We start from the raw sequence: 26736 nt of genomic DNA on the forward strand, positions 1-26736 counted from the left end.
CCCTATTCAATGGCTTATTCTATTTTCAGATGGGTTGTATTTTTTTATTGTTTCTCCTATATAGTTCAATGCTTTGTCGTAGGTTTCAATACCATGACCTACGTTATTATAGATTTTTGATTCTTTCAATGATTTAATCTGCCTTTTTGCATTATCTATTGATTTTTGATAGGGAAATAAAAGGTCTTTGTCGCCAACGAGTAAATAGGTATCTACTTTAACTTCTTCAAGTTGTTTGTCCATGTAATAAGGTTTTTGAGTTTTGTCTTTATATCTACTTATGGCAAAAACCTCATAATCTACAAGCATTGTTTCTGAAAATTCTGAAAGCTTGTGATTCGGTTTAGAAAAAATCGCCTTATCGAGAAATTTTAAGACGTTCTTCTTATTTGGCTTGATGATTGGCAAAAGATTATAGAATAGGTTTTTAAAAGTCAGAGAAAAGGGTTGTAAGCAACCGGGGTTTAATAAAAAAGCCGCCTTTATTCTATCTGGACTTACAATTCCAAACTTCATACATATCAATCCCCCAAAAGAAGCGCCTGCGATAAAGGCTTTTTCAATTTTCAACCGGTCAAATACCTCTGTTGCCCAAATACCATAGTCCAAAGATTTAATATCTGGTGTTGATCCCTCACTCAAATTTGGAAGTCCATTTGTTTCCACCATAAAAATTCTCATTCTATGATTTAAGTTATCAAGTCCTTTGTCAAAGTCCCAAATGAGTGCAGTAGTTCTTGCGCCTGGAAAAATCACCAACGTATCTAATTGTTCCTCATTTGTGTTAACACCCCAAATGTGTGTCTTACCAAGCGAAGTTTCTATTTTGAAACGTTCATAGTGTCTTCCGTTATTTTTTTCCAGCTTTTCCGCCCAATTTTCAAAGTAGGTTAGGTCTGCTGTTTCGTCTTTAAAATTTGACTTACTGTATATTTTCATCGCTATCGGTTTTGTCATTTTATATGGTCATTAACCGGTTTATAGTCGCCATTTTTTAGTGCTTTTTTGATTCAGTCTGTCAAATAATTGAAACAAGCAGGTCTATCATTTCCCCGCGAACTTCCTTCCCCAACTTTCTGAAAGTACCCTCTTCCACTCGCATCTCCAAACCCTAGTTGATCGGAAATGGATTTTTCCCGCCCTTTCCCTATTTTCCCATTCTCAACCCTAAGCCACATGCGCTTCTTCCTGATTGCTTCCCTTTTCTTTTCCTTTTTCTCCTGTCAACCCAAGACCGAGTCGGTAGAGGAAGCCACACCGGAACCCCTAAAGCCCCGAACCATCGTCACCACCGACGGGGAGATTGATGATGTGGATTCCTTTATCCGAATGTTACTCTATGCGAATGAATTCCGAATCGAGGGCTTGATCTATTCTTCCTCCATGTGGCACTACAAGGGGGATGGTAAAGGGACGCTGTTCACCTCGGAGATGGAAATGACCAAAACTATGTATGGAGCGAAGACGGACCTCCGCTGGCCGGGAGTGGAATGGATGAATCCGCTTTTGGATGCCTATGAATCGGTATATCCCAAACTGAGTCAGCATGCGGAGGGTTTCCCTACAGCGGAATATTTGCGCTCGGTGGTTCGGGTGGGGAACATCGACTTTGAAGGAGAAATGGAAGTCGATACGGAGGGTTCAGACTTTATCAAAGCCAAGCTACTGGATGCCAACATGGAACCGATTTACCTTCAGGTCTGGGGCGGGACAAATACCATTGCCCGGGCCTTGAAGTCCATCGAAGATCAATACAAAGGCACGGCAGAGTGGAAAAGCATTTACAAGAAGGTGATCGATAAGGCCATCATCTATGCGATTTTAGATCAGGATGCGACGTATCGGAAGTACATCGCACCAAACTGGCCAGACCTGAAGATTTACTACAATTCCAATCAGTTTTGGTGCTTTGCCTATCCCTGGAAGCGGGCCGTACCGGAATCCCAGCAGTACCTGTTTGAAGGAAAATTCATGGGTGAGGAAATCATCAACAACCACGGGCCGCTGCTGAAGCAATACTACAGCTACGGCGACGGACAGGTGCAGGCAGGGGATGACGAGCATATCCACGGCGATCCCACCAAGTTGGTCAATGCGCAATGGGGAACCTTTGGAGTGTATGACTTTATCTCCGAGGGCGACTCTCCGGCTTACCTTCACCTGATCGATGTCGGTTTGGACAATCTCAATCAGCCCCAGTGGGGAGGTTGGGGTGGCCGATTGGTGCAATCCATTGAGCAACCCAACCGATGGGAAGACGGCGCAACTGTCCTCGATTACAATCCTTTCACTGACACCCTAGATGCCACCTATCCCCAAATCCGCTGGATTGAGACAATTCAGGAGGATTTTGCTGCCCGGGCAGATTGGTGTGTGATGGACTTTGCCGAGGCCAATCATCCACCGGTGGTTAAGGCTGTGGGCGGAACCCGCATTTCAGCCAAACCCGGGGAAACACTGACCCTGGAGGTTCAGACCAACGATCCGGATGGCGATCAATTGGAGACCAAATTCTGGGTTTATCGGGAAGTGGGAACTTACTCCGGTAATGAAAGCCTAAGTATGACAGGAAATCAAGCGCAGGTAAGGTTGGATTCAGAATCCACAGGCCAGCTCCATGTGATCGCGGAAGTGAAGGACAATGGAATCCATCCGATGACACGGTATGTGCGATTTGTGGTGGAGGTGAAGTGAAGATTTTAACCGCCAAGGGCGCGGAGGTTTAATTGAAGAACACAAAGAAATATTCACCGCAAAGGCGCAAAGGACGCAGAGGATTGGATTTTTTTAAAAGATGCTTTTACAAGTTTTTTAAAACTCTTTTTGCGATCTCCGCGACTCTGCGGTGAAATAGCTTCAATCCATCATCCCTTTTCCTGCCATGATCCGGGGAATGCATTTTTCGATTCTGCTGAGTCGGGTAGCTGATTGTTTGGCTCCGGTAAAATGGATCAGATAGCCTCGTTGTCGTCCGGGTGTCAATCCCAAAAAGGCCCTTTCCAAGCCCTCGTGCTCGGCGAATTTTTGGATTAGTTCCTCCGGAAGTTCCATTCCACCCCGAGGTAGGGTTTCGATCTTTTTGCCTGACTTTTCAATCGCGATGGCCTGCTGGATGTACTCCCGGATTTCGTTTTCCAGTGTCTTTGCTTTTTCCAATGTGGTAAAGCGGATGAATCGGCCTTCCTGGGAATTAGGTCCGGGAAGCTCCAGAATCCCATTCGGATCCTCCATCAGACCCCCTTTCAGGAAACTCAGCACACAGGACTCCACAAAAACACCCAACATAATCACATTTTTTCCATTCAGGGTGTAGGTAGGTACGCCCCATTTCCGTTCTTCGGTGAGTTCGGATTCAAGGAGAAGCTGGCGCAAAAATTCCAGAATAACAGTCCATCGATGCACTTTGCAGGCAGGAGTGGCGCCCTTTGCACAGCGCATGCAGCCTTCAAGTAGGAATAGGTCGACATGGGGATTCATAGAGTCGTCAAGGTTAAAAGTAAAGTGTTACCGAAGGTTCAAAGTTCAGGGTTCAGGGCTGTGAATCCAAGGTTGGACGAAAATCAAACTTTGAACGCCGAACCTTGAACACCCATTTGAATCAAAATACGAATCTCCACTTATTCATCTCTAAATTCCAGGATATCCCCCGGCTGGCAGTCCAGGGCCTTGCAGATGGATTCCAGGGTGCTAAACCGGATGGCTTTAGCTTTGCCGGTTTTGAGGATGGATAGGTTGGAAAGTGTGATGTCCACCTTTTCTGAAAGCTCATTCAGCGACATTTTCCGCTTTGCCATCATGACGTCCAGATTTACAATGATTGCCATGGCCTAGACGGTAAGGTCGTTTTCAGATTGGATTTCCATTCCCTTTTTGAAAATCTGAGCGATCACAAAGACCACTGCGGCCATCAGGAGAAATGCCGAATAGTCGTCCCAATGTTCATAGGCATTTTCGACCGGATAACCCTGTTTGTCCAATTCCTCATTGATTCCCTGTGCGATCGCTCCCAGGATGCCGACAGCGAAGATGTAATAGCTGATCTTGGAGATCAAGCTGGATATCTCTTTGCTAAAGGGCTTGTGCAAATTCAGATACTGGAAAATCAGGGTGATCAGATAGAAGGTATAGGCCTTCAATCCATTTACTCCTATGGCCAAACCGAACAGTATCCCAAAATAGATTTCACTTTGGGTAAAGAGTTTGGATAGATCCAAAATGAGGTACTGATTTTCTGGCGGGAAAACTTGAAACTGCATGAATGCATAGTTGAACATCAAGGCTCCGGTTTGATAGCAGAGCGCGATGAAGATGATCCAAGAGATCACATGGAGTAATTTGATGACAAAGTCGGTTTTTGGTGACATGGTGCTTGACTTATACCGTTAACTCGTTTTCAGATTGGATTTCCACGCCCCTTTTGAAGACCATGCTGATAGCGATCAACAGGGCTGCCATCAGCAAGAACTCAAAGCCTCCTCCGACCATATCCTGAACTTTATCAAGTTCAAAGCCTCTTTTTACCAGCCATTTGAAAACCCCTGAGGCTAAAATGATCGCCACACCGATCTGAAAAGCCACGTAGCTGATGGAGGAGATGAGTTTGGAAACTTCTTTGCTGAATGGATGAACCAGGTTGATCTTGAGAAAAATGCGGATCATCAGGTAAAACAGGTAAGCCTTTTGACCCAGAATAAACAGGACCATGGAGATCACTCCTCCATAGTACCAGAGATTTTGCTCGCGCAAAGCCGAAAGGTCGAGTCCTTCATAGAGGTTGTGAGCGACAATTGGATTAAAAAGACTATAGATAAAAGTGAAAAGCAATGCGCCTGCCTGGATGCAGAGTCCGATAAAAATGGACCAGATGACGACAGTGATCAGCATCAAAGCAGGCTGGTTGACCCACTTTTCTTTCCATTGAGATTTTAGATTGTTCATAGGAGGATGGATTTGATTTCCCAAACCTCGGTAAATATTTATTGAAAAACAATAAATAATTGTTGAAAAAAATTCAAATTAATTTTTGAAGGTCATAAAGCAGAAGAAAATGGTTCTTTCTGCTTTTGTCAATATCCCCTTTTTGAATGCTTGCCTGCATACTGGGATTTAATCAATATGCTTCAGGAATTTGGCTGGAATTCCTCCCACAACAGTATTGTCGGGTACATCTTTGGAAACTACCGCTCCGGCGGCTACTACGGAATTTTCGCCTATGGTTACGCCGGGCAGAATTGTTGCACCCGCACCGATCCAGGCATTTTGCTTTATTACGATGGGTTTGGTGATCAAGCCTTTCCGTGTGGCTGGATCCAGGGGATGATTTTCGGTTACCAGTTTGACCTGGGGACCGATGAGCACATTATCCTCGATGGTGATTCCGCCTAAATCCAGGAAGGAACAGCCGTGATTGATGAAAACGTTTTTCCCGATCGTTGTAAACCTCCCAAAATTGGTAGTGAATGGAGGGAAAACTGTGGTGCTTTCATGTACTTCCTGATCCAGAATCTGACTGAGAATTTGCCTTGCTTCACCGATATCTCCGCTGGCATTAAGTTTTCCGATCAGTCGCAGGGTTTCTCCCACGATTGGAAATACGACGGAGAAAGCAGGGTCATTTGGAGGGATGACTTCTCCGGAATTGAATCGGGCGTAGGCTTCAGCTAGGGTCATTAAGGCAATTGAGTTTAAATGGGAACCAGTTTTTTCTGCAAGAGAATCAGGGTTCAAAATTCGACAGTATCCCGGTTTGCTTCTTAACTCAAATCAAATCAAGACTTAAGAAAATCAAACACCTTTTTCTTGGATCGATACTGGATTCCTATCAGTTTGGGGTAATTCTCAGCAAGGCATCCGGAGCGTTGGTGAGTACATAAAGTGCCCCATCCGGGCCGATTTTGACATCACGCACCCGTCCCATTCCTTTCAGAATTACTTCTTGGCCAAGCACCTTGTCCCCGTCGATCACCAATCTCCGGATTTCCTGATCCTTGAGGGCGGTGATCAGGAGCTGATTTTTCCATTTTGGGAAAAGAGCACCGGTAATGAATTCTGCCGCACAGATGGCAATAGACGGATCGTAATAGGTGAGGGGTTGCTCCATACCTTCTTTGGCTGTCAGACTCGTGACGGGACTGTCATTGTAATTCACGCCGTAGGTAATCACCGGCCAGCCGTAATTCCCTCCTTTTTTTAGCCGATTCACCTCGTCCCCACCTTTTGGTCCGTGATCAGTGAAGTAGATTTCTCCGGTCACCGGATGCTGTGCAAGCCCCTGGACATTCCGGGTACCCACTGCATAGATTGCCTGCAGAGTGCCTTTTTGACCATAATAAGGGTTGTCTTTGGGGATGCTTCCGTCAGGATAGATCCGGAATATTTTTCCCTCTGCCCGGGAGGGCAACTGAGGATTAATCCCCTCGGCTATGCTTTGCTGCATGTCACCGGTGGTGAAATACAGGTAACCTTCTTTGTCAAACAAAAGGCGGCTTCCCCAACGCGTTCCTCCCACGACCAGAACGGAATCCGGAGCTTCAAAAAGTGTTTCCTGATCCACCCACTGGTATTCTTTTATTTTGCCTCTAACCACTTTGGTCATGGCTGGAGATGTTTTGTCCGCTGTGTTTTTGGGATTGTGTGAAAAGGAAAAGTAGATCCAGCCGTTTTCGGAATACTTGGGATCCAAAGCCAAATCCATCATTCCTCCGACCAAGTCAGTTCCGTAAATGAAAGGAAGTCCGGTTACCCGTTTGGGATCGAGTTTTCCATCTACTACCCAATACAGCTCTCCTTTGTTGCCGGAAATCAAGGCCCGGTGAGCATCGACAAATTCGATCCCCCAGGGGAAAACCAACCCCTCGGTCACAAGTTTCTCCACTTTGAGAGTGTAATCCTCGGTACTGAACGTCAGAGTTTCTGCGGATTTTTTTTGGGAGGGTTGGCTTTTTCTAACCCCTAAAATGTACTCGGTCAGCTCCCCGATTTCATGGGCCGGCAAGGTATTGCTCCATTTGATCATGGTTGTATTAGGAATTCCATTGCTGATGCTTTTGCTGATATCAGCAGTTTCATTCCCATACTTTAGGTTTTCTGCCAAAAGAGAAGTGCCTGCCGGCGTTCCTTTTAGGTCAGCTCCATGGCAACCCATGCAATACATTTTGTAAACCTTTTCTCCATTTTGAGCAACAGCAATAAAGGAGAAAAGGATTAATCCAGTTAAAATGGCTAAGGAATGAAAGGCTTTCATCGTAAGTTTCCTGAATGGTTTTACCTGATGAAGATACGGAATTCTTCTAGTGGGTTAAGTTTATTCAGTCATTCGGCTCCAAGCATCCGACAGTTTTCACTTCTGAAAAAACACCGCCAAGCCATCTTTTCCGGCCACAGCGATGTCAATTTTTCCGTCTGCATTGAGATCTCCGGTAGAGAAGTAAAGCCCGGTTCCTTTGCCCTCCCCAAAAGGTCCAAAGCTGATCACATTTTTGACAAAAGTCTTCCCATCCCATTTGAAATAGTAAAGTCCAAAGTCATCGAGTTCTCCCGGATCTTTTCCGTTGTGTGCCCGATAGCGCTTTCCTGTAATCAATTCGTTTTTGCCGTCACCGTCCAGGTCTACCCATTCCAAAACATGGTATTGGGCGTGGTAGGGATCGATGTCATGTTTGACAAAGGAGATTTCCCCGTCCTTTTTCACCTGTTCCATCCAGAGCAAGCCGTAATTATGGCCATTACCCAAGATCAGGTCGTTCATTCCGTCCCCGTTGAGATCGGTCACAATGATCGGTACACTAGTATCGCCAAGATTGAATGTCGGGTGGAAAGTCCATTCCCCGTTGCGCAAGTCAGCCGGAGCCTCATACCAGCCAAATGAACTCACAAAATCTCCCCATCCGTCGCCGTTGATGTCTCCATAGCCCAGTCCATGTCCTTGGGTTTCGAAGACTTCGTATTTCTCAAACTGATTTGGAGCGACCCATTTGTAGAAGGCCAGAGGTTTTCTGGGGGTGTTGGGAACGATCTCCAATGTACCGTCGCCATCGATGTCCCAGGCCCGGGTTGTTTCGATATTTCCCGTTTCGGCGATTACATGGGAAGTCCATTCCTTTCCGTTTCCGGGATTTTCTTTCCAGGTGAGTTTGCCTTCAAACCATCCTCCGGTAATAAAGTCCATGTTTCCGTCTCCGTTGACATCCATGGGAATGGTGGAAAAATCCTCATAGTACTCTCCGTACCTCTTGACCTGTCCGATCATAAACCGGTCGAGGAACTTGGGTCCCTTGTACCAAAAGCTACCCGAGACCAAATCCGGAACTCCGTCTTTGTCCACATCAATAATCCCAACTGACTCATAGCTTTCGTAAGCGATCATTTGCTTTTCGAAGCTGAGATTTTTGGATTGGGAAAAGGAAAGGATTGGTAACGAGAGGGCAAGTAAAGTAAGGGTGGTTCTCATTGACGATTTTTGATTTACGTATTACGAGGGCATTGGGGCCTCAAACCTGATTTTTGTAAGAAATTCATTAAAACTAGTATTGGTGGCAAGATCTAAAAAACCATGCCACCAATAACTTAATAACCAATTTCTCAATAATGAATAACGAATTTCGAACTCCGAATATCGTACCCAATCCGAAATCCTATTTCTCCATCGGATGCATCTTGAGCAACTCACTTGGACTCCAGAATCCTTCTTTGCCCTTTACTTCTTCCCGTACTGTTTTGACCAAATCCGGAGAAATTGGAGAGGCTTTATTGCCGAAGGAATTTCTCACATAAGTCAACACTGCTGCGATTTCGGTGTCGTTGAGCATGCCTTCGTAAGGTGTCATAGGAACTTGTCCCGGATATTCCCTTCCAGCTACTTCAATTGGCCCCATGATACCTTTGAGGACGATTTTGATCAATCGTTCCGGACTACCGGTCACCCATGGCGTGCCTCGAAGTGGAGGGAATTGGGACGCGGTCAAGCCACCGCCGTCCGGCTGATGGCAGGTGCTACAGAAGCCTTCGCGGGCGTAGATTTCTTTTCCGAGGACAAAGAGTTCACGATCCGAGCCGGTCAGGGAAGATTTGACGTCCTCTTCTTTTTTCTCCCGAACAGAAAGTCCATTTAGGTGAGCTACCGCGGTTTCCAGTGTTCCCGGAATCCAGGTTTTGTCCTGAGGTTGTTTTTCAGCTTCAGCCAAAATCGGTAAGCCGATTTCCCTTGGAAGCCAGGAAGCGGCCGCGATGGCCTCCAGTCTCACCCGGCCATGAGGATCTTTGGCAGAGGCCATCAGGAGTTCTGCCTGATCTTTGACCTGATGCCCGGTATATCTGACCACTCGGGTGGCTGCGGCCCTTACCCGGTAATCCTTGGATTTGAGCAATTGCTTCAACAGGTCTTGATCCACTTGATTGATTCCCCAAGTCACCCAAAGTCCTTCGAGCAGGTGGTGCTCATAATTCGGATCGGTTTTGTCTAGAGACTTGGTCCAGTTTTGAATAGCTGTGAAAACTTCTCCTTTATCCCTGCCTCTGAGTTCGCGACGGGTTCGGTAGCGTGTACGATACTCAGGGAGTTTCAGATTTTCCAACAATTCAGGAATGCTGGCGCCGGCAACTTTTGCAGGGGTAACCAACGGCCGTGAAGGATAGGTCACCCGGTAGATTCTGCCGTGGACGTGGTCTCGAAGCGGGTCACGGGCATTGTGCTGCATGTGACCGATGAGGATATTGTGCCAGTCAACAATGTAAAGTGAGCCATCCGGAGCAATTTCCATATCGACAGGACGGAAATTTCGGTCACTGGATACGACTAGGTCCTGTCTCCATTTGGTGGTGAATCCAACAGTGTCCTCAAACATCTGGTGCTGCTTGGTTCCCAGGAATCCAATGGTATTGTTGATAATCAGGTCGCCCTGTACCTCGTCCGGAAAGTGGCGGCTGGAAATGAATTCCAAACCGGAGGTAGGACGAACCATGTGTGCTTTTTCAATCAGGTTTGGACCTTTAAAGTTTGAGTTGCCATAGCGTGGCAATACGGATCCTGGAAGCATCCAGTTGACATTTGGTCCGGAGGTTTCGGCGTAGAAGTTTTGTCCCCAGGCATCAAAGGCAATGCCCCAAGGATTTGGGATGTTCACCTGATTGACACGTTCCAGCTTATGGCGTTTGGGTTCGTATCGGTAAAAGCCTCCATTGGTAGCACGAACCGGACCGTAGGACGTTTCCACATTGGTATGGAGGAAAACGCCTTCAGCCATGTAAATGGCGCCGGATTCATCGGTGGTGAAAGCCGATATGGCATGGTGGGTGTCGTGATCGTCAAATCCGCTTAAGAGGACTTCTTTACGGTCTGCTTTATCGTCCCCATTTTCATCTACGAGAAGGATGAGATTATTCCCCTGAGAAACATATACTCCCTCCGGAGCAATTTCAAAACCTACCGGTATGTGCAGATTGTCTGCAAAAGTGGTCTGTTTATCAGCCTTGCCGTCATTGTTGGTGTCCTCTAGAATGATCAATTTGTCCTGAGGTCTTTTATCACCCGGTCTGTAGTGAGGATAGCTGGGCATGGTAGCTACCCACAGTCTTCCTTTATTGTCAAAGGAAAGTTGGACCGGATTGGCAAGGTCAACAAACTCACTTTCAGAGGCAAAAAGCTCGATTTTGTAGCCTTCAGGCACTTTTAGTGATTTCAGCGCATCTTCACCGTATTTATACTCCAAGCTTCCGTTTGCCTCCGGGTTGTAGTTGGTTTCCACTTCAGGTAGGGGGCGGGTTTTAGCATCGGCAGCAGCGAGGTCTTTTACTTTCCCAGTGGTAGCTTCCCAAATTGCCGTATCCCGGATGGCCGTCATCTGACGGATTTTTTCCAGTTCAAAAGGATAGTTGTCAGGACCAAAGGGGTCGTATCTACGACCAAAGACGTGTACTCCGTTTGGAATTTTGTAATCGTTGGTCCACATCCAGTTTTTCTCCATGACAGCGGCGTGAATCAGATCACGGTTGGCTTCCGCTTTTCGGTCTTCTTTTCCAAAAAGCTTATCTGCCAGTAAGACTGCCAGTTTTTCATAGCCTTTTTCATTCAACTGGGATCCATCGATAGTTAGCGGTTCTTCCGATTCGGCATACCATTCCTGACTTGGGGTAAATGCATCGACAAAAACCAGTTCATGTTTCGCTGCCACTTCCTTCATGGCATCGGTGTAAAGCTTCAGATTTTCGTTTTCCTTTTTTCCGTCCGGAACGTCAATGGTGCCAGAAAGATCCTCGAATGCAATCGGAGAAACCAAAGCCAGTTGAGGGGCTGATTTTCCATTGTATTTCTGGGTTTTTGAATGTTGAATCCATGCATCGAGTTCGGCCTTGTAGTTTTCCAAGCCTTCTTTTCCCTGGAAGGATTCATTGAAACCAAAGAATCCGATTACGATATCTGCCTGAAGTCGGGTGAGCCACTGATCTGGTTTTTCCAAGAAACCTTCGCTTCCTGAAGGGGAGGCGTATTCTGTTTGAAACTCCTCAGCACCGGGAAAGGCCCAAGGGTCCTTGGTGCCAGATCGAGGTCTAAAACCCGGAGTGTCTCCGGGATCACAAAGATTCCTTATAAAAAGCGTGCTGTCCGGATATCGGAGGTGCATTTCGGTTTCAAAAAGCCCATATTCCTGCATCCGGGATCCTAGGTTGTTTCCGACCAGAGTGATGCGGGAGTTTTTTCGAATCTCTAGAGTCTTGTCAGGTTTGCAGCTGAAAAAAACAGGCATAGCCAGAATAAGCAGTCTGAGAGAAAAAGAAGAAAGTATTCTTTTCATAAGGTCTGGGGTATTTATTCTTTAATCTATAAATAAATGGAAGTTAATCGGATTTGGATGGGTGGATAAATCCTTTTTTACCAAGGTTCCAAGTTTGATTTCAATGGTGAATTAGAAATAAATAAATTTTAGTGCAACCTGATCCATCCTGTATTGTGGGTTTACTTCTTTTTTAAATTATATGTATCCTGTAGTGTCCTGCTATTTTTTCCTGATTTTCTGAGTTTTATGCAGGATTCGACAGGATAGAGTCTGGAAATCGATTGATGTAATTGAGTGGAAATTATTCAAATACTTTAAACCCGTCTATATGAATAACCACTATCTATCTAGAGTAAAAATCCGGCTTTTCGGGTTTTTATTGCTTATGTTCTGCATAAGCGTAACGAGTTTTGGGCAGACCCAGTCTGTCCGGGGTGTAGTCACATCCGAAGGAGAACCAGTACCCGGTGCCTTGGTATTAATCAAGGGCACCCAAAGAGGTACTGTAACTGACATCGATGGAAACTACTCCATCAATGCTGCAGCCGGAGAAATCCTGGTAATCAGTTTTGTTGGATATTCTTCCAAGGAAGTTCCTGTGGTTGGAGGTCAGACCGTTTATGATGTCACACTGGACCTTTCTACCTCTGACCTTTCCGAAGTGGTCGTAGTTGGCTACGGTAGCCAGATCAAAAAGGAATTGACCGGTGCTATCCAATCTGTCAACGGTAAAGATCTTCAGGACATGCCGGTTTCTTCAGTTGCTCAGAAGCTTCAGGGTCGACTCGCCGGTGTACAAATCAATCAGACCACCGGCCGTCCAGGTCAAGGTATGAACGTGCGTATCAGAGGTCAGCTCTCTGTATCCGGTGGTAGCCAGCCGCTCTATGTGGTGGATGGATTCCCGATTACCGGTGACATCAATGCCATCAACCCGGATGAAATCGATGACATCACTGTACTAAAAGATGCAGCATCTACTTCTTTGTATGGTTCAAGAGCAGCCAACGGGGTGGTATTGATTACCACCAAAAAGGGTAAAGCAGGCGCAACCAATGTGAATTTGAATGTATTTACAGGTTTCCAGGAAGTGCCGGAGAAGGGACGATTGGAAATGATGAACGCGGAGGAATTTGCTCAGTTTAAAAAGGAGTACTACGAGGATGCCAAACTTCCTGTACCAGAAGCCTTTCAAAACCCTTCCCAATACCGGGACAAGAACAACGATTGGTATGATGCCGTGCTCCAGAATGCTCCGATTTCCAGCTACAACCTGACCCTCACTTCTAATAAAGAAAGAGTAAATACCGCGGTGATAGCCGGTGTTTTCGATCAGAAGGGTGTTGTAATCAATACAGATTACAGACGTTTTTCCATGAGAATGAACACGGACTACGCAGTATCTGACAAAGTCAATATCGGAGTAAACGTAGCTCCAAACTATGTGGTGGACAATACTCCAAGATCAGATGGTGATCGTGGTACCGGTATCTTGTTCAATGCGCTACATACATGGCCTGTGATGCCGATTTATGATGAGGCGGGAGAATTGACCTATTTCAACAGATTTCCTGCCAATACTGGTAACATCTTCGCCTATCCAAACTGGGTAAGATCTGCTCAGGAAATCACCAATGAAACCAAGGTGATCAACCTCTTGGCAAATACCTATGCAGAATGGAAGCCGATTAAGGGACTTTCCTTGAAATCAACTTTCAATGCCGAAATCAGGAATTCCAATTACTTCTTCTTTAACCCCTCCACGGCTACAGCACAGATCAACGTGGCAATTCCTACGGTCGCTGTATCTATCCGAGATGAGAACCAAGACTTCACTTGGTTGAATGAAAACATCGCGACCTATGACAAGAAGATCAATGATCACTCTTTCCAGCTTTTGGCAGGTTTCTCCAATCAGCAATTCAGAAGGGATCGAACCCGAGTTCAGGCAGATACCTACGCTGATGACCGACTCCCAACCATTCAAGGTGCTCTGAACATCAACAGAGGGGGTACAATCAGCGGAGTTGAAGAATGGACATTGACCTCTATTTTTTCTAGAGCCACTTATAATTACAAAGGAAAATATTTGTTTACGGCCTCAGTCCGAGGTGATGGGTCTTCCCGTTTTGGTTCGGACAACCGATGGGGTGTATTCCCATCTACATCTTTGGGTTGGGTACTTTCTGACGAGGAGTTCATGAAGACCAGTTCTACGATCTCCTTTACCAAACTGAGAGCTTCTTACGGAATCACCGGTAATAATAACATCGGTAACTATACTCAATACGCTTTGGTGAACAACACTATCAACGTGGCATTTGGTAATACAGTAACTCCGGGTGCGGCTATTACTTCATTGAACAACAGTAACTTAGGATGGGAAACTACCGCACAGTTTGATATCGGATTGGACTTGGGACTTTGGGATGACCGAGTGTCTTTCGTGTATGATTTTTATACCAAAAACACCACGAACCTGCTTTATGCAGTTCAGATTCCTCAGGAAGCAGGTTTCACCAACTTCAATGACAACATCGGTGAGATCAAATTCTGGGGTCATGAATTCTCAATTAATGCTATCCCTGTAGCAGGTGCATTCCGATGGAATGTCAACGCTAACATTTCATTCAACCGAAATGAGGTAATTTCTCTTGCCGACGGAATTGATAGAGTTTATGGTAACCAGCACATCACTCAGGTAGGAAAGCCTTTTGGTCAGTTCTACGGAATGAAGAAGTTGGGTAATTATGCCAATGCGGAAGATTTGGCTAATTCTCCAAAGATTCCCGGAAGATCTACCGTGGGTAGTATCAAATTGGCAGATATCAACGGTGACGGGGTAATCACTTACGGTGGTGACCGCGATGACCGTACCATCATCGGTAATCCATTCCCTGATTTCGTTTACGGCATCGTCAACAATTTCACCTACAAAAACTGGGATGCCAGCATCACTGCTTCAGGTTCACAGGGCAATCAGTTGTACATGAGACACCTGTACAGTACAGCTAACCTTGATGGGGTATTCAACATGGTGAGAAAAGCAAAAGACCGATTCAGATCACCTGAAAATCCTGGTGAAGGAATTTTTGGTACCACTGTGGGTGGCGGTAACGTAACTGGGGTAGAACGTGACTGGAACAACAGCAACTTCGTATGGGATGCTTCTTATTTCACGATACGAAATATTACAGTGGGATATTCTTTCAAGAAACTAGGTAAATCAGTGAAGTCAGCGCGAATCTATGCCTCAGGCCAGAATATGTGGGTATTCACCAAATATTGGGGTGGATCCAATCCAGAGGTGAGTATGCAAAGCGATGGTCAGGGTGACGGAGGTAACTTGAGCCCAGGGGTTGATTTGTCAGCGTATCCGGTTCCTCGCACGATTACCATTGGTGCTAACATCAACTTTTAATCTGCGGAAATCGACCGTTTAATTCACCTTTAAACTCAATGACAATGAAAAAATATATCATAGCAATATTTGCAGCGAGCGTTTTTCTGACAAGCTGTGAAGACTTTCTGACGGTGGTACCGGAAACTCAGCTGAGCTCGGCCACATTCTTCAAAAACCAAAAGGACTTTGAACAAGCAGTAAATGCCACCTATGCTCCACTTCGAACCATCTTCAATGATAGAGCGTGGCTTTTGGGAGAAATGCACTCCGACAATACCTACTATGCCCGAAACGTGTTGTTTGGTGCGGTAGATAACCAGGAAGATTTGGCGGATTTCTCAGTTCCCGTTTCCAATGGGACCACTGCCAATACCCACGTGCTCAACCAATGGAGACAGGACTACCTGATTATTGCGAGAGCCAACCAAATTTTGGATCTCATTGACGATGTCACCTTTGACGAAGTTGCTAAGGCAAACATCAAAGGTCAGGCTTTATTTCTCAGAGCCTTCGCCTACTTCGAGTTGGCAAGATATTTCGGAAGTGTGCCTTTGCACCTGACTCCTGTGACCGTAAGAAGTGAAGCCGCATTGCCGCTTTCCCCAGAGGCGGATGTGTATGCTCAGATTGTGTCTGATTTGGTTGCTGCCATTCCATTATTGAAAGATAAGGCTACCCAAGAGGCAGGAAGAGCTACTGCTGGCGCAGCACGAACGCTCCTCGCCAATGTGTACATCAACCAGAAAAAATGGGCAGATGCCGAGCAAGTGTTGAGACCCGTAGTTACCAGCGGTCAATACAGACTAATGCCAACTTATGCTGCTGCTTTCTCTGATAATGCTTCCAATAAGAACAATGTGGAATCCGTTTTTGAGGTGCAGTATTTGGAAGGTGCAGCAGGTTTGCAGGGTAATTTCATCTATCAATTCCTGCCAAGACCGATCAGTGCTGCCGAACTTCAGCCAATCACAGGTACCAGCAACCCTCAGCCAGTAGATGGAGAAGGTAACAATATTCCTACACCGGATATCATTGCGGCGTATGAGCCAGGTGATCTTAGAAAAGATGTTTCTATCGGATATGTCTTTTTGAACGGAGCTTTCCAAGTACCAAAAACTTTGCCTTACATTCTGAAATTCGCCAAAAAGCACTCCCAGCACAATAACCACGGAACCAACTGGCCAGTCTATCGCTATGCAGAAGTTCTTTTGTTCATGGCTGAGGTATTGAACGAACAGGGAAAAACAGGCGAAGCCATTGAATTCCTCAATCAGGTAAGAACCAGAGCAGGACTTGGAGCTACAACAGCTTCCGGTCAGGCCGGTGTTAGGGAAGCCATTTTCAAAGAAAGAAGAGTAGAACTTGCTTTCGAAAACAAGCGCTGGTTTGATATTCAACGAACAGACCGTATTCAGGAAATCATTGTTCCTTATGGTAACAGAATCAAAGCCAATCCACAGGCCTATTATTACCCACCAATTGCCGGTGCGGTACCAAGAAACAACGTATTCACGAATCTGAGCAAGTTTTACGCATATCCTGCTGCAGAATCTGATTTGAGTCCTTATTTCTAAGTTGGTTTTCTTCAATCAAATAGCCCGACATCCGGTAAGATTCCTGAAATCTGAAAGATGTTGGGTTATTTTCTTCTAAGCCGGAAATGGCAGGACAGTTAATTAATTGACAGAAAGTAAATAGCTATCATGAATGGCTTTTGATCCCATTAAATATTTTGCAATTTGATCCCTATGAAAATTTATTTACCTGCAATTCAATAATCCCTAATAATATGTTCCTCAAAAGCACTCTAAAGAATATTTTCTTTTTTGCTGGGGTTTTGGCAATTTCTTTTGCCTGCTCGAAAAAAGAAGAAACCGGCCGGCAGCTTACCGGCAATCCAAAGATTGATAAACTGAAACTCCCGGATGGATTTGTGGCAGAATTGCTTTACAGCCCAGGAGAGAATGACCAGGGCTCTTGGGTAGCGATGACCTTTGATGACAAGGGTAGAATGATTACCTCAGATCAATACGGTTTTCTCTACCGTCTCGAATTGCCTCCGATTGGGTCTGATTCCACCGTTAAGCCAAAAGTTGAGAAACTAAACGTTGGGAATGTGGCTGATACAGTGGTCGGAATGGGTTATGCCCAAGGCCTGCTTTATGCCTTCAATTCCCTTTACGTGATGGTGAATCACAATCCGAATGAAAAATTCAGTCAGCCTACCGGTCTCTACCGAATCCAGGACTTGGATGGAGATGACCAGTTTGAAACTGTAACTCAGATTCGGGAACTAAAAGGTCAACAAGGTGAGCACGGCCCGCACTCCATGAAGGTGACGCCGGATGGAAAAGGAATTTACCTGATCGCAGGTAACCACGTAGACGTACCGGAAATGAATTCCTACCGCCTACCTAGAGTATGGAATGAGGACAATTTATTTCCTCTGATCAAAGACCCTAGAGGTCATGCCAATGACCGTTTGGCTCCTGGAGGATGGCTTGCTCGAATTGATCCCGAAGGGAAAAATTGGGAATTGATTTCTGCTGGGTATCGAAACGCATTCGATTTTGACTACAATGAGGTAGGAGATATTTTCGCCTATGACTCAGACATGGAATGGGACTTCGGGATGCCTTGGTATCGGCCTACGCGAATCACTCATTTGACAAGTGGCTCTGAGTATGGCTGGAGAACAGGCAATTCCAAGTGGTCACCTAACTATCCGGACAACTTGCCTGCTACTTTGAATATCGGACAAGGTTCTCCAACTAACGTGATGTTTGGGTTGAAAGCCAATTTTCCAAGCAAATACAAGAAAGCACTTTTTGCCTTTGATTGGAGCTTTGGAATCATTTACGCCATTCACCTGACACCTAAGGGCGCTTCTTATGATGCCACGGCTGAAGAATTTATTTCAGGTTCTCCGCTTCCACTAACCGATGGTACCATTGGTCCTGACGGTGCAATGTATTTCGCTACGGGTGGTCGAAGATTGGATTCAGACCTTTATCGAGTTTATTACAAAGGAGATGTGGATACCTACACGCCTCTTCAGGAAGCCGATTTACCAGAAGAAGCGAAACTTAGAAGAAAGCTTGAGCAGTACCACGTAGCTGGAGCTCCTACTGAAGCTCTTGAAATGGCATGGGAAAATTTGAACCACAAAGATCGCTTTGTTCAATATGCAGCCCGTATCGTGTTGGAGCATCAGCCTGTAGCTTCCTGGAAGGATAAAGCAATTGCTGAAACTGATCCAACCAAAAAGATCCATGCCGTTTTAGCTTTGGCCCATCATGCTACGGATGCAGATGCGCCAGCAATGCTAAACAGCTTGATGCAGGTGGATTACAAAGGTCTTTCATCAAAGGATAAGCAGGATATACTTCGAACCATCGAGGTGATTTTGTATCGCTATGGCAAAGGAGCCGAATCGGTGAAGCCGCAGTTGATTGCATACTTGGATCCAAATTATCCGTCTAATGACAACATGCTGGATCGATCTCTTTCCATCCTGATGGTTCACTTGGATGCTCCAAGTGCTGTTGAAAAGACATTGGCATTGCTGAAAACAGCCAAGGATGATCCAAATTATCAGAAGACTTTCACCGCTTCCTCTGACTTGGTGTTCAGAAATCCCCAGTACGGGATGGACATTGCCAATATGCTGGCTAATGTGCCGCCAGCTCAGGCTACCTTCTACGCTACAGTTCTAGGCGGAGCCGACAAGGGATGGACTGTTGCCCAGCGAGAGGAATACTTTAAATGGATCCATCATGCACTGACCGCTTACAAGGGTGGCCGCAGCTATGTGGGCTTCTTGGATCGGGCAAGAAAAATGGCTTTGGCTTCCGTAGACAAAGCTGATTTTGAGAAGTACGATGAAATGTCCGGAGGTAAGCTTTTGACTGCCAGTGGAAATGACATCGTAAACAGTGGCGTGCAGCCTGAAGGTCCGGGTAGAAGATGGACTGTGGAGGAAGCAGCACCGTTGGTGGAGAATCTGACTGGACGTGATTTGGTCAAAGGAAAGGCCATGTATGCAGCAGTCCTTTGTCAGTCTTGCCACACCATGCAAGGTGAAGGTGGTGCAATTGGTCCAGACTTAACTCAGTTGGGAACTCGATTCTCTCCAAAAGATATTTTGGCTGCCACGATCAATCCAAGTGAAACCGTCTCTGATCAGTATCAGGCTACGGTATTGGAATTGAAAGGTGGGGGATCTATTGTGGGTAAATTGAATGATGAAGATGCACAGAATTATTTCATCTCTCAGAATCCATTTGCTCCAAATGACATCAAGACGGTTCCGAAAAATACGGTTGCATTGAAGAAAAGTGCAGAAGTTTCCATCATGATGCCGGGCTTGATCAACCGCCTCAATGAGGAAGAATTGAAAGATTTGATGGCGTACCTGATTTCAGGTGGTCATGCGGATCATGCCGTGTACAAACAACCCACCGCACAGAAATGAGTCTCTCATCACTGATAAATTTTAAAGCAGCAGCCTGGATTTTGGCTGCTGTCTTTTCCTGTGCAGGGATTTCTTCCTCTACAGAAAAGGCTGATTTCGAATCCATTTTTGATGGGAAGACGCTTGAAGGTTGGGAATATGATCCGGTGTATTGGTCTGTCAAGGACGGTGCAATGGTAGGGGAAATTACCCCCGAGACAGTTTTGAAAAACAACACCTTCATCATCTGGAAGGGTGGAGAACTGGGAGATTTCGAACTGAAAGTGGACTATTGGATTTCTGATACCGGCAATTCAGGAGTGCAATACCGAAGTGATCGCTTTACTGAATTGCCATACGCACTCAGAGGGTATCAGGCCGATATTGACGGAGGCAACCGGTATACCGGCCAAAACTATGAAGAGCGTAAGCGAACCACTTTAGCTTACCGTGGGCAAAAAACACGAATCACCTCCCAGCCGGACTCCATCACCGAAGTGAGAGGATTTGTTGAGCGCAATGCCTGGAAGGGTTTGAATATCGTATCTGAACTGGGTGATCGTGCTGAACTCGGAAATCTGATCAAAAAGGGTGAATGGAATTCCATCCATATTGTGGCCAAAGGAAATGTAATGCAGCACTATGTCAACGGAACATTGATGAGTGAAGTGCATGATGAAGATGCCAAAAACAGAAGGCTGAAAGGCCTGATGGGTTTCCAGGTTCACGTTGGTCCTCCGATGAAAGTGATGTTTAAAAATATCCAAGTAAAAAAGTTGTAAAGTGATTAGCCATAAAAGGCAGAAAGGCGCGGAGAAATCCACGCCTTTTGTTTTTAAATTAAATTGGATAAAGAAATTTTAATCCTGATTTTTTGACCAAAGGCGAGAGAACCTTTTGCATTTTCTCTATCTTAAGCTCATGCTTTTCTGAGCAACCCATATACAGCAGGATAGTCTCAGAAGGCCTTTTTCATAGGTTTAATCCTAGTCCAAGCAGCCCAAAATGAACCTGTCCGATAAAGCAAAATGGAAGTATAAACTCTCCAACTCCCATCAGTTGGGAGGGATCGAAACCTCCGTCATAGACAACGGTGCCGGTCGGGGAGTCCGGGTCGCCTGGATCAATACCGGGACAGGATTGAGATACAAGCTCGTGCTGGATCGGGGAATGGATATCTTGGATGCGTTCTTTAATGAATACAGCCTGGCTTGGATTTCCCATGCGGGAATGACTTTCCCCCAGCCATTTTCCAATCAGGGAATAGACTGGCTTCGAACTTTTGGCGGAGGCTTGTTGACAACCTGTGGCTTATCCAATGCCGGCCCACCAAATACCGATGGAAGCGGAAGCCGTGGACTTCATGGAAACTATTCCAACACGCCGGCTGAGTTAATCTCAATCCGCCAACCTGATATTTTCAGCCAGGATTTGAGCTTTGAAATTGTAGCCAAAGTAAGGGAAACAACCACTTTCGGCCCGAGTCTGGAGATGACCCGGACGATCTCCGGGAAAATCGGTTCAGCCGAAATCCGAATCAAAGATCAGGTCACCAACCGGGGAAATGCTCCTGCTCCACACATGATTTTGTATCATATCAATTGTGGATGGCCTTTGATTGATGACGGAACGAGGATCATTTGGCAAGGTGAGAAAAAACCGAAAGCCACGGATGCCAACAATACGGAATTCAACCGGGAATATGAATTTACCCGGTGTGCCCCTCCAATGGAAGAGCATTCTGGATTTGGGGAAGATGTGGCCTTTATTGATCCCAAAGCAGATTCCCGAAATCAAGTCGTCTGTGGCTACGCCAATGATGAACTGGGATTGGCTTTGAGGATTTCATTTTCCAAAACCCAAATGCCTTGGTTGATCAACTGGCAGCATTGGGGGAAAAATGAGTACGTGACCGCTTTGGAACCTGCGACCCATCCTCCAATCGGTCAGGCAGCAGCACGGGAAAACGGAACCCTTATTCTGTTGGAGCCCGGCGAAAGCAGAACTTATGACTTGCTGCTGGAAGTGCTGACAGGGGAAGAAGCAAGGGGATTTACGCCCCGATAGCTATCGGGGTAAGATTGAGAATTTACGACACCAATCCGGCACTTTAAACTCTGAGCTTTGGATAATTAACACTTAACAAATTTCGAATATCGAACGCTGAATTTCGAATATCGAACAAATCAAATAACTCAATAACTAATAACTATACCCAACACCATGAGCCTAGCAAAAAAAGCCCTTGAACAAGGCGAAGGAATACTAAGATTAACACCCACCTGGGTTCCACGCTCTTTCTGCGTGCCCGGCCGAAGAATCAAGCTTCATCCGGATGATTATTATGCGCTGGGTGGAATGCGTGGAGGAATCGATGAGCGTTGGTTTGCATCCACCACACCTGCTCAAAACGGCCCTCTAACTTCCAAAAATGAAGGCTTGAGTCATATCGCTTTTGAAGACGGCGGCAAAACTGAACTCTTCCTGTTGAAAGACGCCATAGACGAACTTGGCGCACAGATCGTCGGTTCAAGGTTGTGGAATCAATACAAGTCTTGGCCGATGTATTCGAAGTTTTTTGATAACATGGGGCCACTTCCGCACCATATTCACCCTTCGGATGAATTTGGAAAGCTGACCGGACAAAACGGAAAGCCGGAAGCCTACTATTTCCCTCCTCAGGTAAACAATCACGGTGGAGACTTTCCTTATACGTTCTTCGGAATCGCTCCGGGAACCACCAAAGAAATTATCCTGGATTGCCTGAAAAACTTCAACAAAGGGGATAACAAAATCACGAATTATTCCCAGGCATTCCGACTTCAGCCGGGTACCGGTTGGGACGTGCCTCCGGGGATGCTTCACGCACCGGGAAGCTTGTGTACCTATGAGCCTCAGAAGGCCTCTGATATTTTTGCGATGTATCAGTCGCTGGTCAATGAAGCGATCATCCCGGATGAATTGCTTTGGAATGCCACTCCGAAAGACCGCTGGGGTGACTATGAGCTGTTGGTGGAAATGATCGATTGGGATCTCAATGTGAATCCAAATCTGATGGACAACCACTACATGGAGCCAAAGCCTGTGCGAGACACAAATGAGATGCATGCTGCCGGCTACCATGAATCCTGGATTTGTTACCGTTCGCATGATTACAGTGCAAAGGAATTGACTGTGTTCCCAGGTCAGACTGTGGTGATCAAGGATGCAGCTGCTTATGGCTTCATCATGATGCAGGGCTATGGCAAAATGGGCGTGTGGGATATTGAAACTCCTGCACTGATCCGCTTTGGTCAGTTGACCCATGACGAATACTTCGTCTCTGAGCAGGCGGCACAGGCAGGGGTGAAAATCACCAACTTGTCCAAAACTGATCCTATCGTGATGCTGAAGCACTTCGGGCCTAGAAACCCGGATTTGGTTGTGAAATAGAATTGTCAACAGTCCATAGTCAACCGTTTTGCGGTGGTCCGTGGACGGTTGACTGTTGACGAAATAAATACTCAATAACTTATAACCCAATAACTCTTTCACATGAACAATTTTCCCAAACTCCACAACGCCACCTGGCCTGGATTGGTGGGCAAAGGCCCAGATTCAGAGCCCGTAATTCCATTTGATTCTTTGCTGAAAATGACCGCTGCGGCGGAAGTCAACGGGGTAAAATTTGACGGGATTGATGTGGGCTTACTTGAGCCGCATTTTGATTTGAATAACCCTGATGAAGCAAAAAAGCTTGCTGACAAAGTTTCTAAATACAATTTAAATGTAGGATCGCTGGTTGCTCCGATTTGGGCGGGTTCAGCCATGGGTACCGCAGATCAGCGTAAGACTTTTGTGGAAATGGTCCGCAAATCCTGCGAGTTTGGTCAGAAGCTAAAAGATCTGGGAGTGAGACATTATGGTGTGGTACGGATTGACTCCGCAGCAGGAGTACATGATTGGTCAAAAGATCCGGTTGGCAATACTAAGCAGATTGCTGAAACCTTCCGGGAAGCATGCGATGTGGCTGCCGGGTTTGGAGAAAAACTGGCGGCTGAAGGGGAAATCTGCTGGGGTGCCATGCACAGCTGGAAGCACATGGTCGAACTCCTTGAAATGGTGGACCGACCAAACATCGGTTTCCAGGCGGATATGTCCCACACGTTCCTCTACACCATGGGCTACAATGCCCCTGAGCATCGAATCCTGCCTGCCGACGCAGACTTGAAAAACCGCGAAACCATCAAAGCCGCTTTGAAAACTGTTACTGATGCTTTGCGTCCTTGGACGATTGATTTTCACGTGGCTCAAAACGACGGGTCTGTCTTTGGTTCAGGCTCACACGACAAAACAGGTCGCCACTGCCAGGCAACGGATCCAAACGGACTTTTGGATATTGCTCATGATGCGGGCTATTGGCTGCGTGATGAAAACGGTCAGTTGACCAAAGCCTTCCAGCATATCTGTTGGGATGGTTGCATGTTCCCCAATGCCGTGATGGAAAAGCAGCAAACCTGGAATGACATTCTGGCTGCAATGGTCAAGGTGCGTGAGGCGCATGGCTGGAAAGGCTAATTTACGATTTAAGAAGTACGATTTACGAGCTTCTGGGTAGTGTTGAAGTTAGTTTTGAAGATTGACGTTTGAGGAACCGGAACTTAATAATCTTACCACATTTCAACCTTTCCACCCAATTTTCAAATCTTTTAATTTTAAAATCTTAGAAAAATGAGCAATAAAAAACAAATACGAATTGGCCTGATCGGAACCGGTCTGATGGGCCGAATCCATACCAATGGCTACAAGCGTCTGGCTGACTTTTTTCCGGAATACGAATACGTTCCCGTACTTCAGGCCTGCTGCTCCAGAAAAGCAGAACGCGCACAGGCTTTTGCCGATCAATGGGGTTATAAGTCCATTGAGACTGACTGGAAAAAAATTATCGAGCGCGATGATATCGATGCGGTGGATATCTGTACACCAAACGATTCCCATGCTGAGATTGCCATTGCTGCGGCAAAAGCCGGTAAAATGATTCTTTGCGAAAAGCCTTTGGCGAGAACAGTTGCAGAGGCAGCCGAAATGGTAAAAGCAGTCGAAGCAGCCGGAGTCAAAAACACCGTGTGGTACAATTACCGCAGAGTTCCTGCTGTAACCTTGGCCAAAAACATCGTGGCTTCCGGCAAGCTGGGCAAGATTTTCCACTACCGAGCCAACTTCCTTCAGGACTGGACCATCAATCCGGAACTTCCACAGGGAGGAGATGGCTTGTGGAGATTGGATGTGGAAGCGGCAGGTTCGGGTGTAACCGGTGACCTTCTGGCGCACTGCATCGATACTGCGATGTGGCTCAATGGAGGAATCACTGATGTCTCTGCCGTGACCGAAACTTTCGTGAAAGAGCGGGTTCACGTGGGCTCTGGGGAGAAGAAAAAGGTAGGCATTGACGATGCCTGTATTTTCCATTGCCACTTTTCCAACGGTTCTTTGGGTCTTTTTGAAGCTACCCGATATGCGCGAGGGCACAAGGCGCTTTATACCTTTGAAATCAACGGAGAACATGCTTCTATCCGTTGGGATTTGCACGATTTGACCCGTCTGGAGTACTTCGATCACAGTGATGAAGGTCAATTGAGAGGGTGGAGATCCATTCACGTGACCGACGGTGACCATCCGTACATGAAGCGTTGGTGGATTCCGGGTACTTCCATTGGATATGAGCATTCGTTCATCCATCAGGTATCCGATTTCTTCCTGAGCTTACAGACTGGAGAGCCTTGCCATCCTACTTTCAGAGATGCCTTCGAAACCCAAAAAGTCTGTGAAGCTGTTATCGAATCCGCGAATTCCAGATCCTGGAAAGACACCGGAGTGCAGTGGGTGGAGAAAGTTTAAAGTGTTGAGTTTTAAATCTAAAAAGGTCCAAGTCGAAAGGCTTGGACCTTTTTGTTTTTCAACAGGAAGATTAATACCGACCTAAAAAATCAAACTTGGATAGACTAGCGTAAAATCTGCATTATTGGCTAATTTCAGATTCCTTCAAATCCCTTGTGCCATGTTCAAAATCACCTGTTTATTCCTTGCTTTGGCTGGATTTCTTTTCTCATGCCAGCCCCAAACTCAAACTGAGGAAATCACTTCTGATTCCACGTCACTTGCTGTGGAGGAGGGAGTTCGGATGATTCCCATCCAGACACCAAAGGGAGAATTTAAGGTTTGGACCAAACGAATCGGAGATAACCCGACCATGAAAGTGCTGTTATTGCATGGTGGTCCGGGGATGACTCATGAGCAATACGGCAATTTTCAGGATTACTTTCCACAGGAAAATATCGAGTTTATTCTCTATGACCAGTTGGGGTCTTATTACTCTGATCAGCCGGATGATTCTACACTTTGGACCATTGAACGCTTTGTGGATGAGGTGGAGCAAGTCAGAATCGCTTTGGGCCTAAACAAGGATAATTTCTTCTTGTTCGGTCAATCATGGGGAGGAATGTTGGCCATGGAATATGCACTAAAGCATCAGCAGAACCTCAAAGGACTGGTCATTTCCAATATGATGGCAAGCTTGGATGACTATGAGAAATATGCCAAAGAGGTACTCGGTCCGCAGATGCCTGAAGCAGTTTTTGCAGAACTGATGGAAATCGAAAAAAACAATGACTTCGAAAATCCGCGCTACATGGAACTTCTCGCTGAGCACCATTATCCATTTCATGTCTTGAGAAAACCCATGGACGAGTGGCCAGAATCTCCAGCCAAAACAATCGAACATGTGAATCCCAATGTCTATGTCTACATGCAGGGATACAGTGAATTTGGAATTACTCCGGGGGCGACGCTGAAAGGCTGGAACGTTAAGCCAAATCTGAAAAACATCACTGTGCCGACTTTGGTTATTGGGAGCACCCACGACACAATGGATCCTAAGCACATGGAATGGATTTCCAAGGAAGTGAAAAACGGAAGGTTCCTGCTTTGTCCCAACGGCAGTCATTTTAGCCAATATGACGATCCTGAACACTTCTTTCCTGGCCTGATTGGATTTGTAAAGGACGTGGACAGCGGTAAATTTTAAGAACCTCCAAAAGTTCTTTGGTGAAGAAATCAAAGGTTAAATCCTT

Annotated in this window: 19 protein-coding genes; 10 read left to right on the plus strand and 9 right to left on the minus strand. The window is 46.0% G+C overall.

All coding sequences use genetic code 11. The features are described 5' to 3' along the window. Positions 1 to 6: 6 nt before the first annotated feature. Positions 7 to 939: a serine aminopeptidase domain-containing protein gene (locus D0X99_RS14715; protein WP_119478690.1), complete on the minus strand. Its 933-nt coding sequence runs from the start codon at positions 937 to 939 to the stop codon at positions 7 to 9. Positions 940 to 1125: 186 nt separating this feature from the next. Here D0X99_RS14715 and D0X99_RS14720 point away from each other — a divergent pair, with 186 nt between their 5' ends. Further along, the gene (locus D0X99_RS14720) at positions 1126 to 2694 is read left to right on the plus strand and encodes a DUF1593 domain-containing protein (protein WP_233553730.1); all 1569 of its coding nucleotides are present in this window, start codon (positions 1126 to 1128) and stop codon (positions 2692 to 2694) included. 162 nt (positions 2695 to 2856) lie between these two features. Here the strand turns inward: D0X99_RS14720 and D0X99_RS14725 are convergent, their stop codons facing one another. The 8 genes from D0X99_RS14725 to D0X99_RS14760 all read right to left on the minus strand — a co-directional run bounded on the left by D0X99_RS14725 (position 2857) and on the right by D0X99_RS14760 (position 11789). Beyond that, on the minus strand, positions 2857 to 3477 hold the full coding sequence (locus D0X99_RS14725) for a YdeI/OmpD-associated family protein (RefSeq protein ID WP_119478598.1): 621 nt from the start codon (positions 3475 to 3477) through the stop codon (positions 2857 to 2859). A gap of 140 nt (positions 3478 to 3617) precedes the next feature. Then, complete coding sequence (locus D0X99_RS14730) at positions 3618 to 3824, minus strand: helix-turn-helix domain-containing protein (protein ID WP_119478599.1); 207 nt, start codon at positions 3822 to 3824, stop codon at positions 3618 to 3620. Between the two features lie 3 nt (positions 3825 to 3827). Beyond that, positions 3828 to 4364 (minus strand): DUF2975 domain-containing protein, encoded by a 537-nt coding sequence (locus D0X99_RS14735; RefSeq protein ID WP_119478600.1) that lies wholly within the window; start codon positions 4362 to 4364, stop codon positions 3828 to 3830. A gap of 10 nt (positions 4365 to 4374) precedes the next feature. Continuing rightward, positions 4375 to 4938 (minus strand): DUF2975 domain-containing protein, encoded by a 564-nt coding sequence (locus D0X99_RS14740; RefSeq protein WP_119478691.1) that lies wholly within the window; start codon positions 4936 to 4938, stop codon positions 4375 to 4377. 168 nt (positions 4939 to 5106) lie between these two features. Beyond that, complete coding sequence (locus D0X99_RS14745; protein ID WP_119478692.1) at positions 5107 to 5670, minus strand: sugar O-acetyltransferase; 564 nt, start codon at positions 5668 to 5670, stop codon at positions 5107 to 5109. A gap of 151 nt (positions 5671 to 5821) precedes the next feature. Continuing rightward, a complete protein-coding gene (locus D0X99_RS14750) occupies positions 5822 to 7243 on the minus strand; it encodes a PQQ-dependent sugar dehydrogenase (RefSeq protein WP_119478601.1) in 1422 nt (473 codons plus the stop codon). Positions 7244 to 7339: 96 nt separating this feature from the next. Continuing rightward, a complete protein-coding gene (locus tag D0X99_RS14755; protein WP_119478602.1) occupies positions 7340 to 8449 on the minus strand; it encodes an FG-GAP repeat domain-containing protein in 1110 nt (369 codons plus the stop codon). Positions 8450 to 8633: 184 nt separating this feature from the next. Further along, a complete protein-coding gene (locus D0X99_RS14760; protein ID WP_119478603.1) occupies positions 8634 to 11789 on the minus strand; it encodes a PVC-type heme-binding CxxCH protein in 3156 nt (1051 codons plus the stop codon). A 367-nt stretch (positions 11790 to 12156) separates the two neighbouring features. Here D0X99_RS14760 and D0X99_RS14765 point away from each other — a divergent pair, with 367 nt between their 5' ends. The 9 genes from D0X99_RS14765 to D0X99_RS14805 all read left to right on the plus strand — a co-directional run bounded on the left by D0X99_RS14765 (position 12157) and on the right by D0X99_RS14805 (position 26690). Beyond that, complete coding sequence (locus D0X99_RS14765; protein WP_233553735.1) at positions 12157 to 15192, plus strand: SusC/RagA family TonB-linked outer membrane protein; 3036 nt, start codon at positions 12157 to 12159, stop codon at positions 15190 to 15192. 44 nt (positions 15193 to 15236) lie between these two features. Then, positions 15237 to 16748, plus strand: a complete 1512-nt coding sequence (locus D0X99_RS14770) for a RagB/SusD family nutrient uptake outer membrane protein (RefSeq protein WP_119478605.1) — start codon at positions 15237 to 15239, stop codon at positions 16746 to 16748. Positions 16749 to 16963: 215 nt separating this feature from the next. Next, positions 16964 to 19648: a c-type cytochrome gene (locus D0X99_RS14775; protein WP_119478606.1), complete on the plus strand. Its 2685-nt coding sequence runs from the start codon at positions 16964 to 16966 to the stop codon at positions 19646 to 19648. Beyond that, positions 19645 to 20409 (plus strand): 3-keto-disaccharide hydrolase, encoded by a 765-nt coding sequence (locus tag D0X99_RS14780; RefSeq protein ID WP_119478607.1) that lies wholly within the window; start codon positions 19645 to 19647, stop codon positions 20407 to 20409. Before D0X99_RS14775 ends, D0X99_RS14780 begins: the two co-directional genes overlap by 4 nt. Before the next feature lie 223 nt (positions 20410 to 20632). Next, the gene (locus D0X99_RS14785; RefSeq protein ID WP_119478608.1) at positions 20633 to 21694 is read left to right on the plus strand and encodes an aldose 1-epimerase family protein; all 1062 of its coding nucleotides are present in this window, start codon (positions 20633 to 20635) and stop codon (positions 21692 to 21694) included. Positions 21695 to 21850: 156 nt separating this feature from the next. Then, entirely contained in the window at positions 21851 to 23059 is a 1209-nt protein-coding gene (locus D0X99_RS14790; RefSeq protein ID WP_119478609.1) for a cupin domain-containing protein, read from the plus strand. A gap of 102 nt (positions 23060 to 23161) precedes the next feature. Next, positions 23162 to 24184, plus strand: coding sequence for a sugar phosphate isomerase/epimerase family protein (locus D0X99_RS14795; protein WP_119478610.1), 1023 nt, complete (start codon positions 23162 to 23164; stop codon positions 24182 to 24184). Between the two features lie 153 nt (positions 24185 to 24337). Beyond that, positions 24338 to 25504 (plus strand): Gfo/Idh/MocA family protein, encoded by a 1167-nt coding sequence (locus D0X99_RS14800; protein ID WP_119478611.1) that lies wholly within the window; start codon positions 24338 to 24340, stop codon positions 25502 to 25504. 160 nt (positions 25505 to 25664) lie between these two features. Further along, complete coding sequence (locus tag D0X99_RS14805; RefSeq protein WP_119478612.1) at positions 25665 to 26690, plus strand: proline iminopeptidase-family hydrolase; 1026 nt, start codon at positions 25665 to 25667, stop codon at positions 26688 to 26690. Positions 26691 to 26736: the final 46 nt, after the last annotated feature.

It is taken from the genome of Algoriphagus lacus (assembly GCF_003583985.1).
Taxonomy (GTDB): Bacteria; Bacteroidota; Bacteroidia; order Cytophagales; family Cyclobacteriaceae; genus Algoriphagus; species Algoriphagus lacus.

What these genes read in the sequence shown, in the direction of transcription:
- D0X99_RS14715 (WP_119478690.1), bottom strand. Translation starts at nt 939, where the DNA reads ATGAAAATATACAGTAAGTCAAATTTTAAAGACGAAACAGCAGACCTA.
- D0X99_RS14720 (WP_233553730.1), top strand. Translation starts at nt 1,126, where the DNA reads ATGGATTTTTCCCGCCCTTTCCCTATTTTCCCATTCTCAACCCTAAGC.
- D0X99_RS14725 (WP_119478598.1), bottom strand. Translation starts at nt 3,477, where the DNA reads ATGAATCCCCATGTCGACCTATTCCTACTTGAAGGCTGCATGCGCTGT.
- D0X99_RS14730 (WP_119478599.1), bottom strand. Translation starts at nt 3,824, where the DNA reads ATGGCAATCATTGTAAATCTGGACGTCATGATGGCAAAGCGGAAAATG.
- D0X99_RS14735 (WP_119478600.1), bottom strand. Translation starts at nt 4,364, where the DNA reads ATGTCACCAAAAACCGACTTTGTCATCAAATTACTCCATGTGATCTCT.
- D0X99_RS14740 (WP_119478691.1), bottom strand. Translation starts at nt 4,938, where the DNA reads ATGAACAATCTAAAATCTCAATGGAAAGAAAAGTGGGTCAACCAGCCT.
- D0X99_RS14745 (WP_119478692.1), bottom strand. Translation starts at nt 5,670, where the DNA reads ATGACCCTAGCTGAAGCCTACGCCCGATTCAATTCCGGAGAAGTCATC.
- D0X99_RS14750 (WP_119478601.1), bottom strand. Translation starts at nt 7,243, where the DNA reads ATGAAAGCCTTTCATTCCTTAGCCATTTTAACTGGATTAATCCTTTTC.
- D0X99_RS14755 (WP_119478602.1), bottom strand. Translation starts at nt 8,449, where the DNA reads ATGAGAACCACCCTTACTTTACTTGCCCTCTCGTTACCAATCCTTTCC.
- D0X99_RS14760 (WP_119478603.1), bottom strand. Translation starts at nt 11,789, where the DNA reads ATGAAAAGAATACTTTCTTCTTTTTCTCTCAGACTGCTTATTCTGGCT.
- D0X99_RS14765 (WP_233553735.1), top strand. Translation starts at nt 12,157, where the DNA reads ATGTTCTGCATAAGCGTAACGAGTTTTGGGCAGACCCAGTCTGTCCGG.
- D0X99_RS14770 (WP_119478605.1), top strand. Translation starts at nt 15,237, where the DNA reads ATGAAAAAATATATCATAGCAATATTTGCAGCGAGCGTTTTTCTGACA.
- D0X99_RS14775 (WP_119478606.1), top strand. Translation starts at nt 16,964, where the DNA reads ATGTTCCTCAAAAGCACTCTAAAGAATATTTTCTTTTTTGCTGGGGTT.
- D0X99_RS14780 (WP_119478607.1), top strand. Translation starts at nt 19,645, where the DNA reads ATGAGTCTCTCATCACTGATAAATTTTAAAGCAGCAGCCTGGATTTTG.
- D0X99_RS14785 (WP_119478608.1), top strand. Translation starts at nt 20,633, where the DNA reads ATGAACCTGTCCGATAAAGCAAAATGGAAGTATAAACTCTCCAACTCC.
- D0X99_RS14790 (WP_119478609.1), top strand. Translation starts at nt 21,851, where the DNA reads ATGAGCCTAGCAAAAAAAGCCCTTGAACAAGGCGAAGGAATACTAAGA.
- D0X99_RS14795 (WP_119478610.1), top strand. Translation starts at nt 23,162, where the DNA reads ATGAACAATTTTCCCAAACTCCACAACGCCACCTGGCCTGGATTGGTG.
- D0X99_RS14800 (WP_119478611.1), top strand. Translation starts at nt 24,338, where the DNA reads ATGAGCAATAAAAAACAAATACGAATTGGCCTGATCGGAACCGGTCTG.
- D0X99_RS14805 (WP_119478612.1), top strand. Translation starts at nt 25,665, where the DNA reads ATGTTCAAAATCACCTGTTTATTCCTTGCTTTGGCTGGATTTCTTTTC.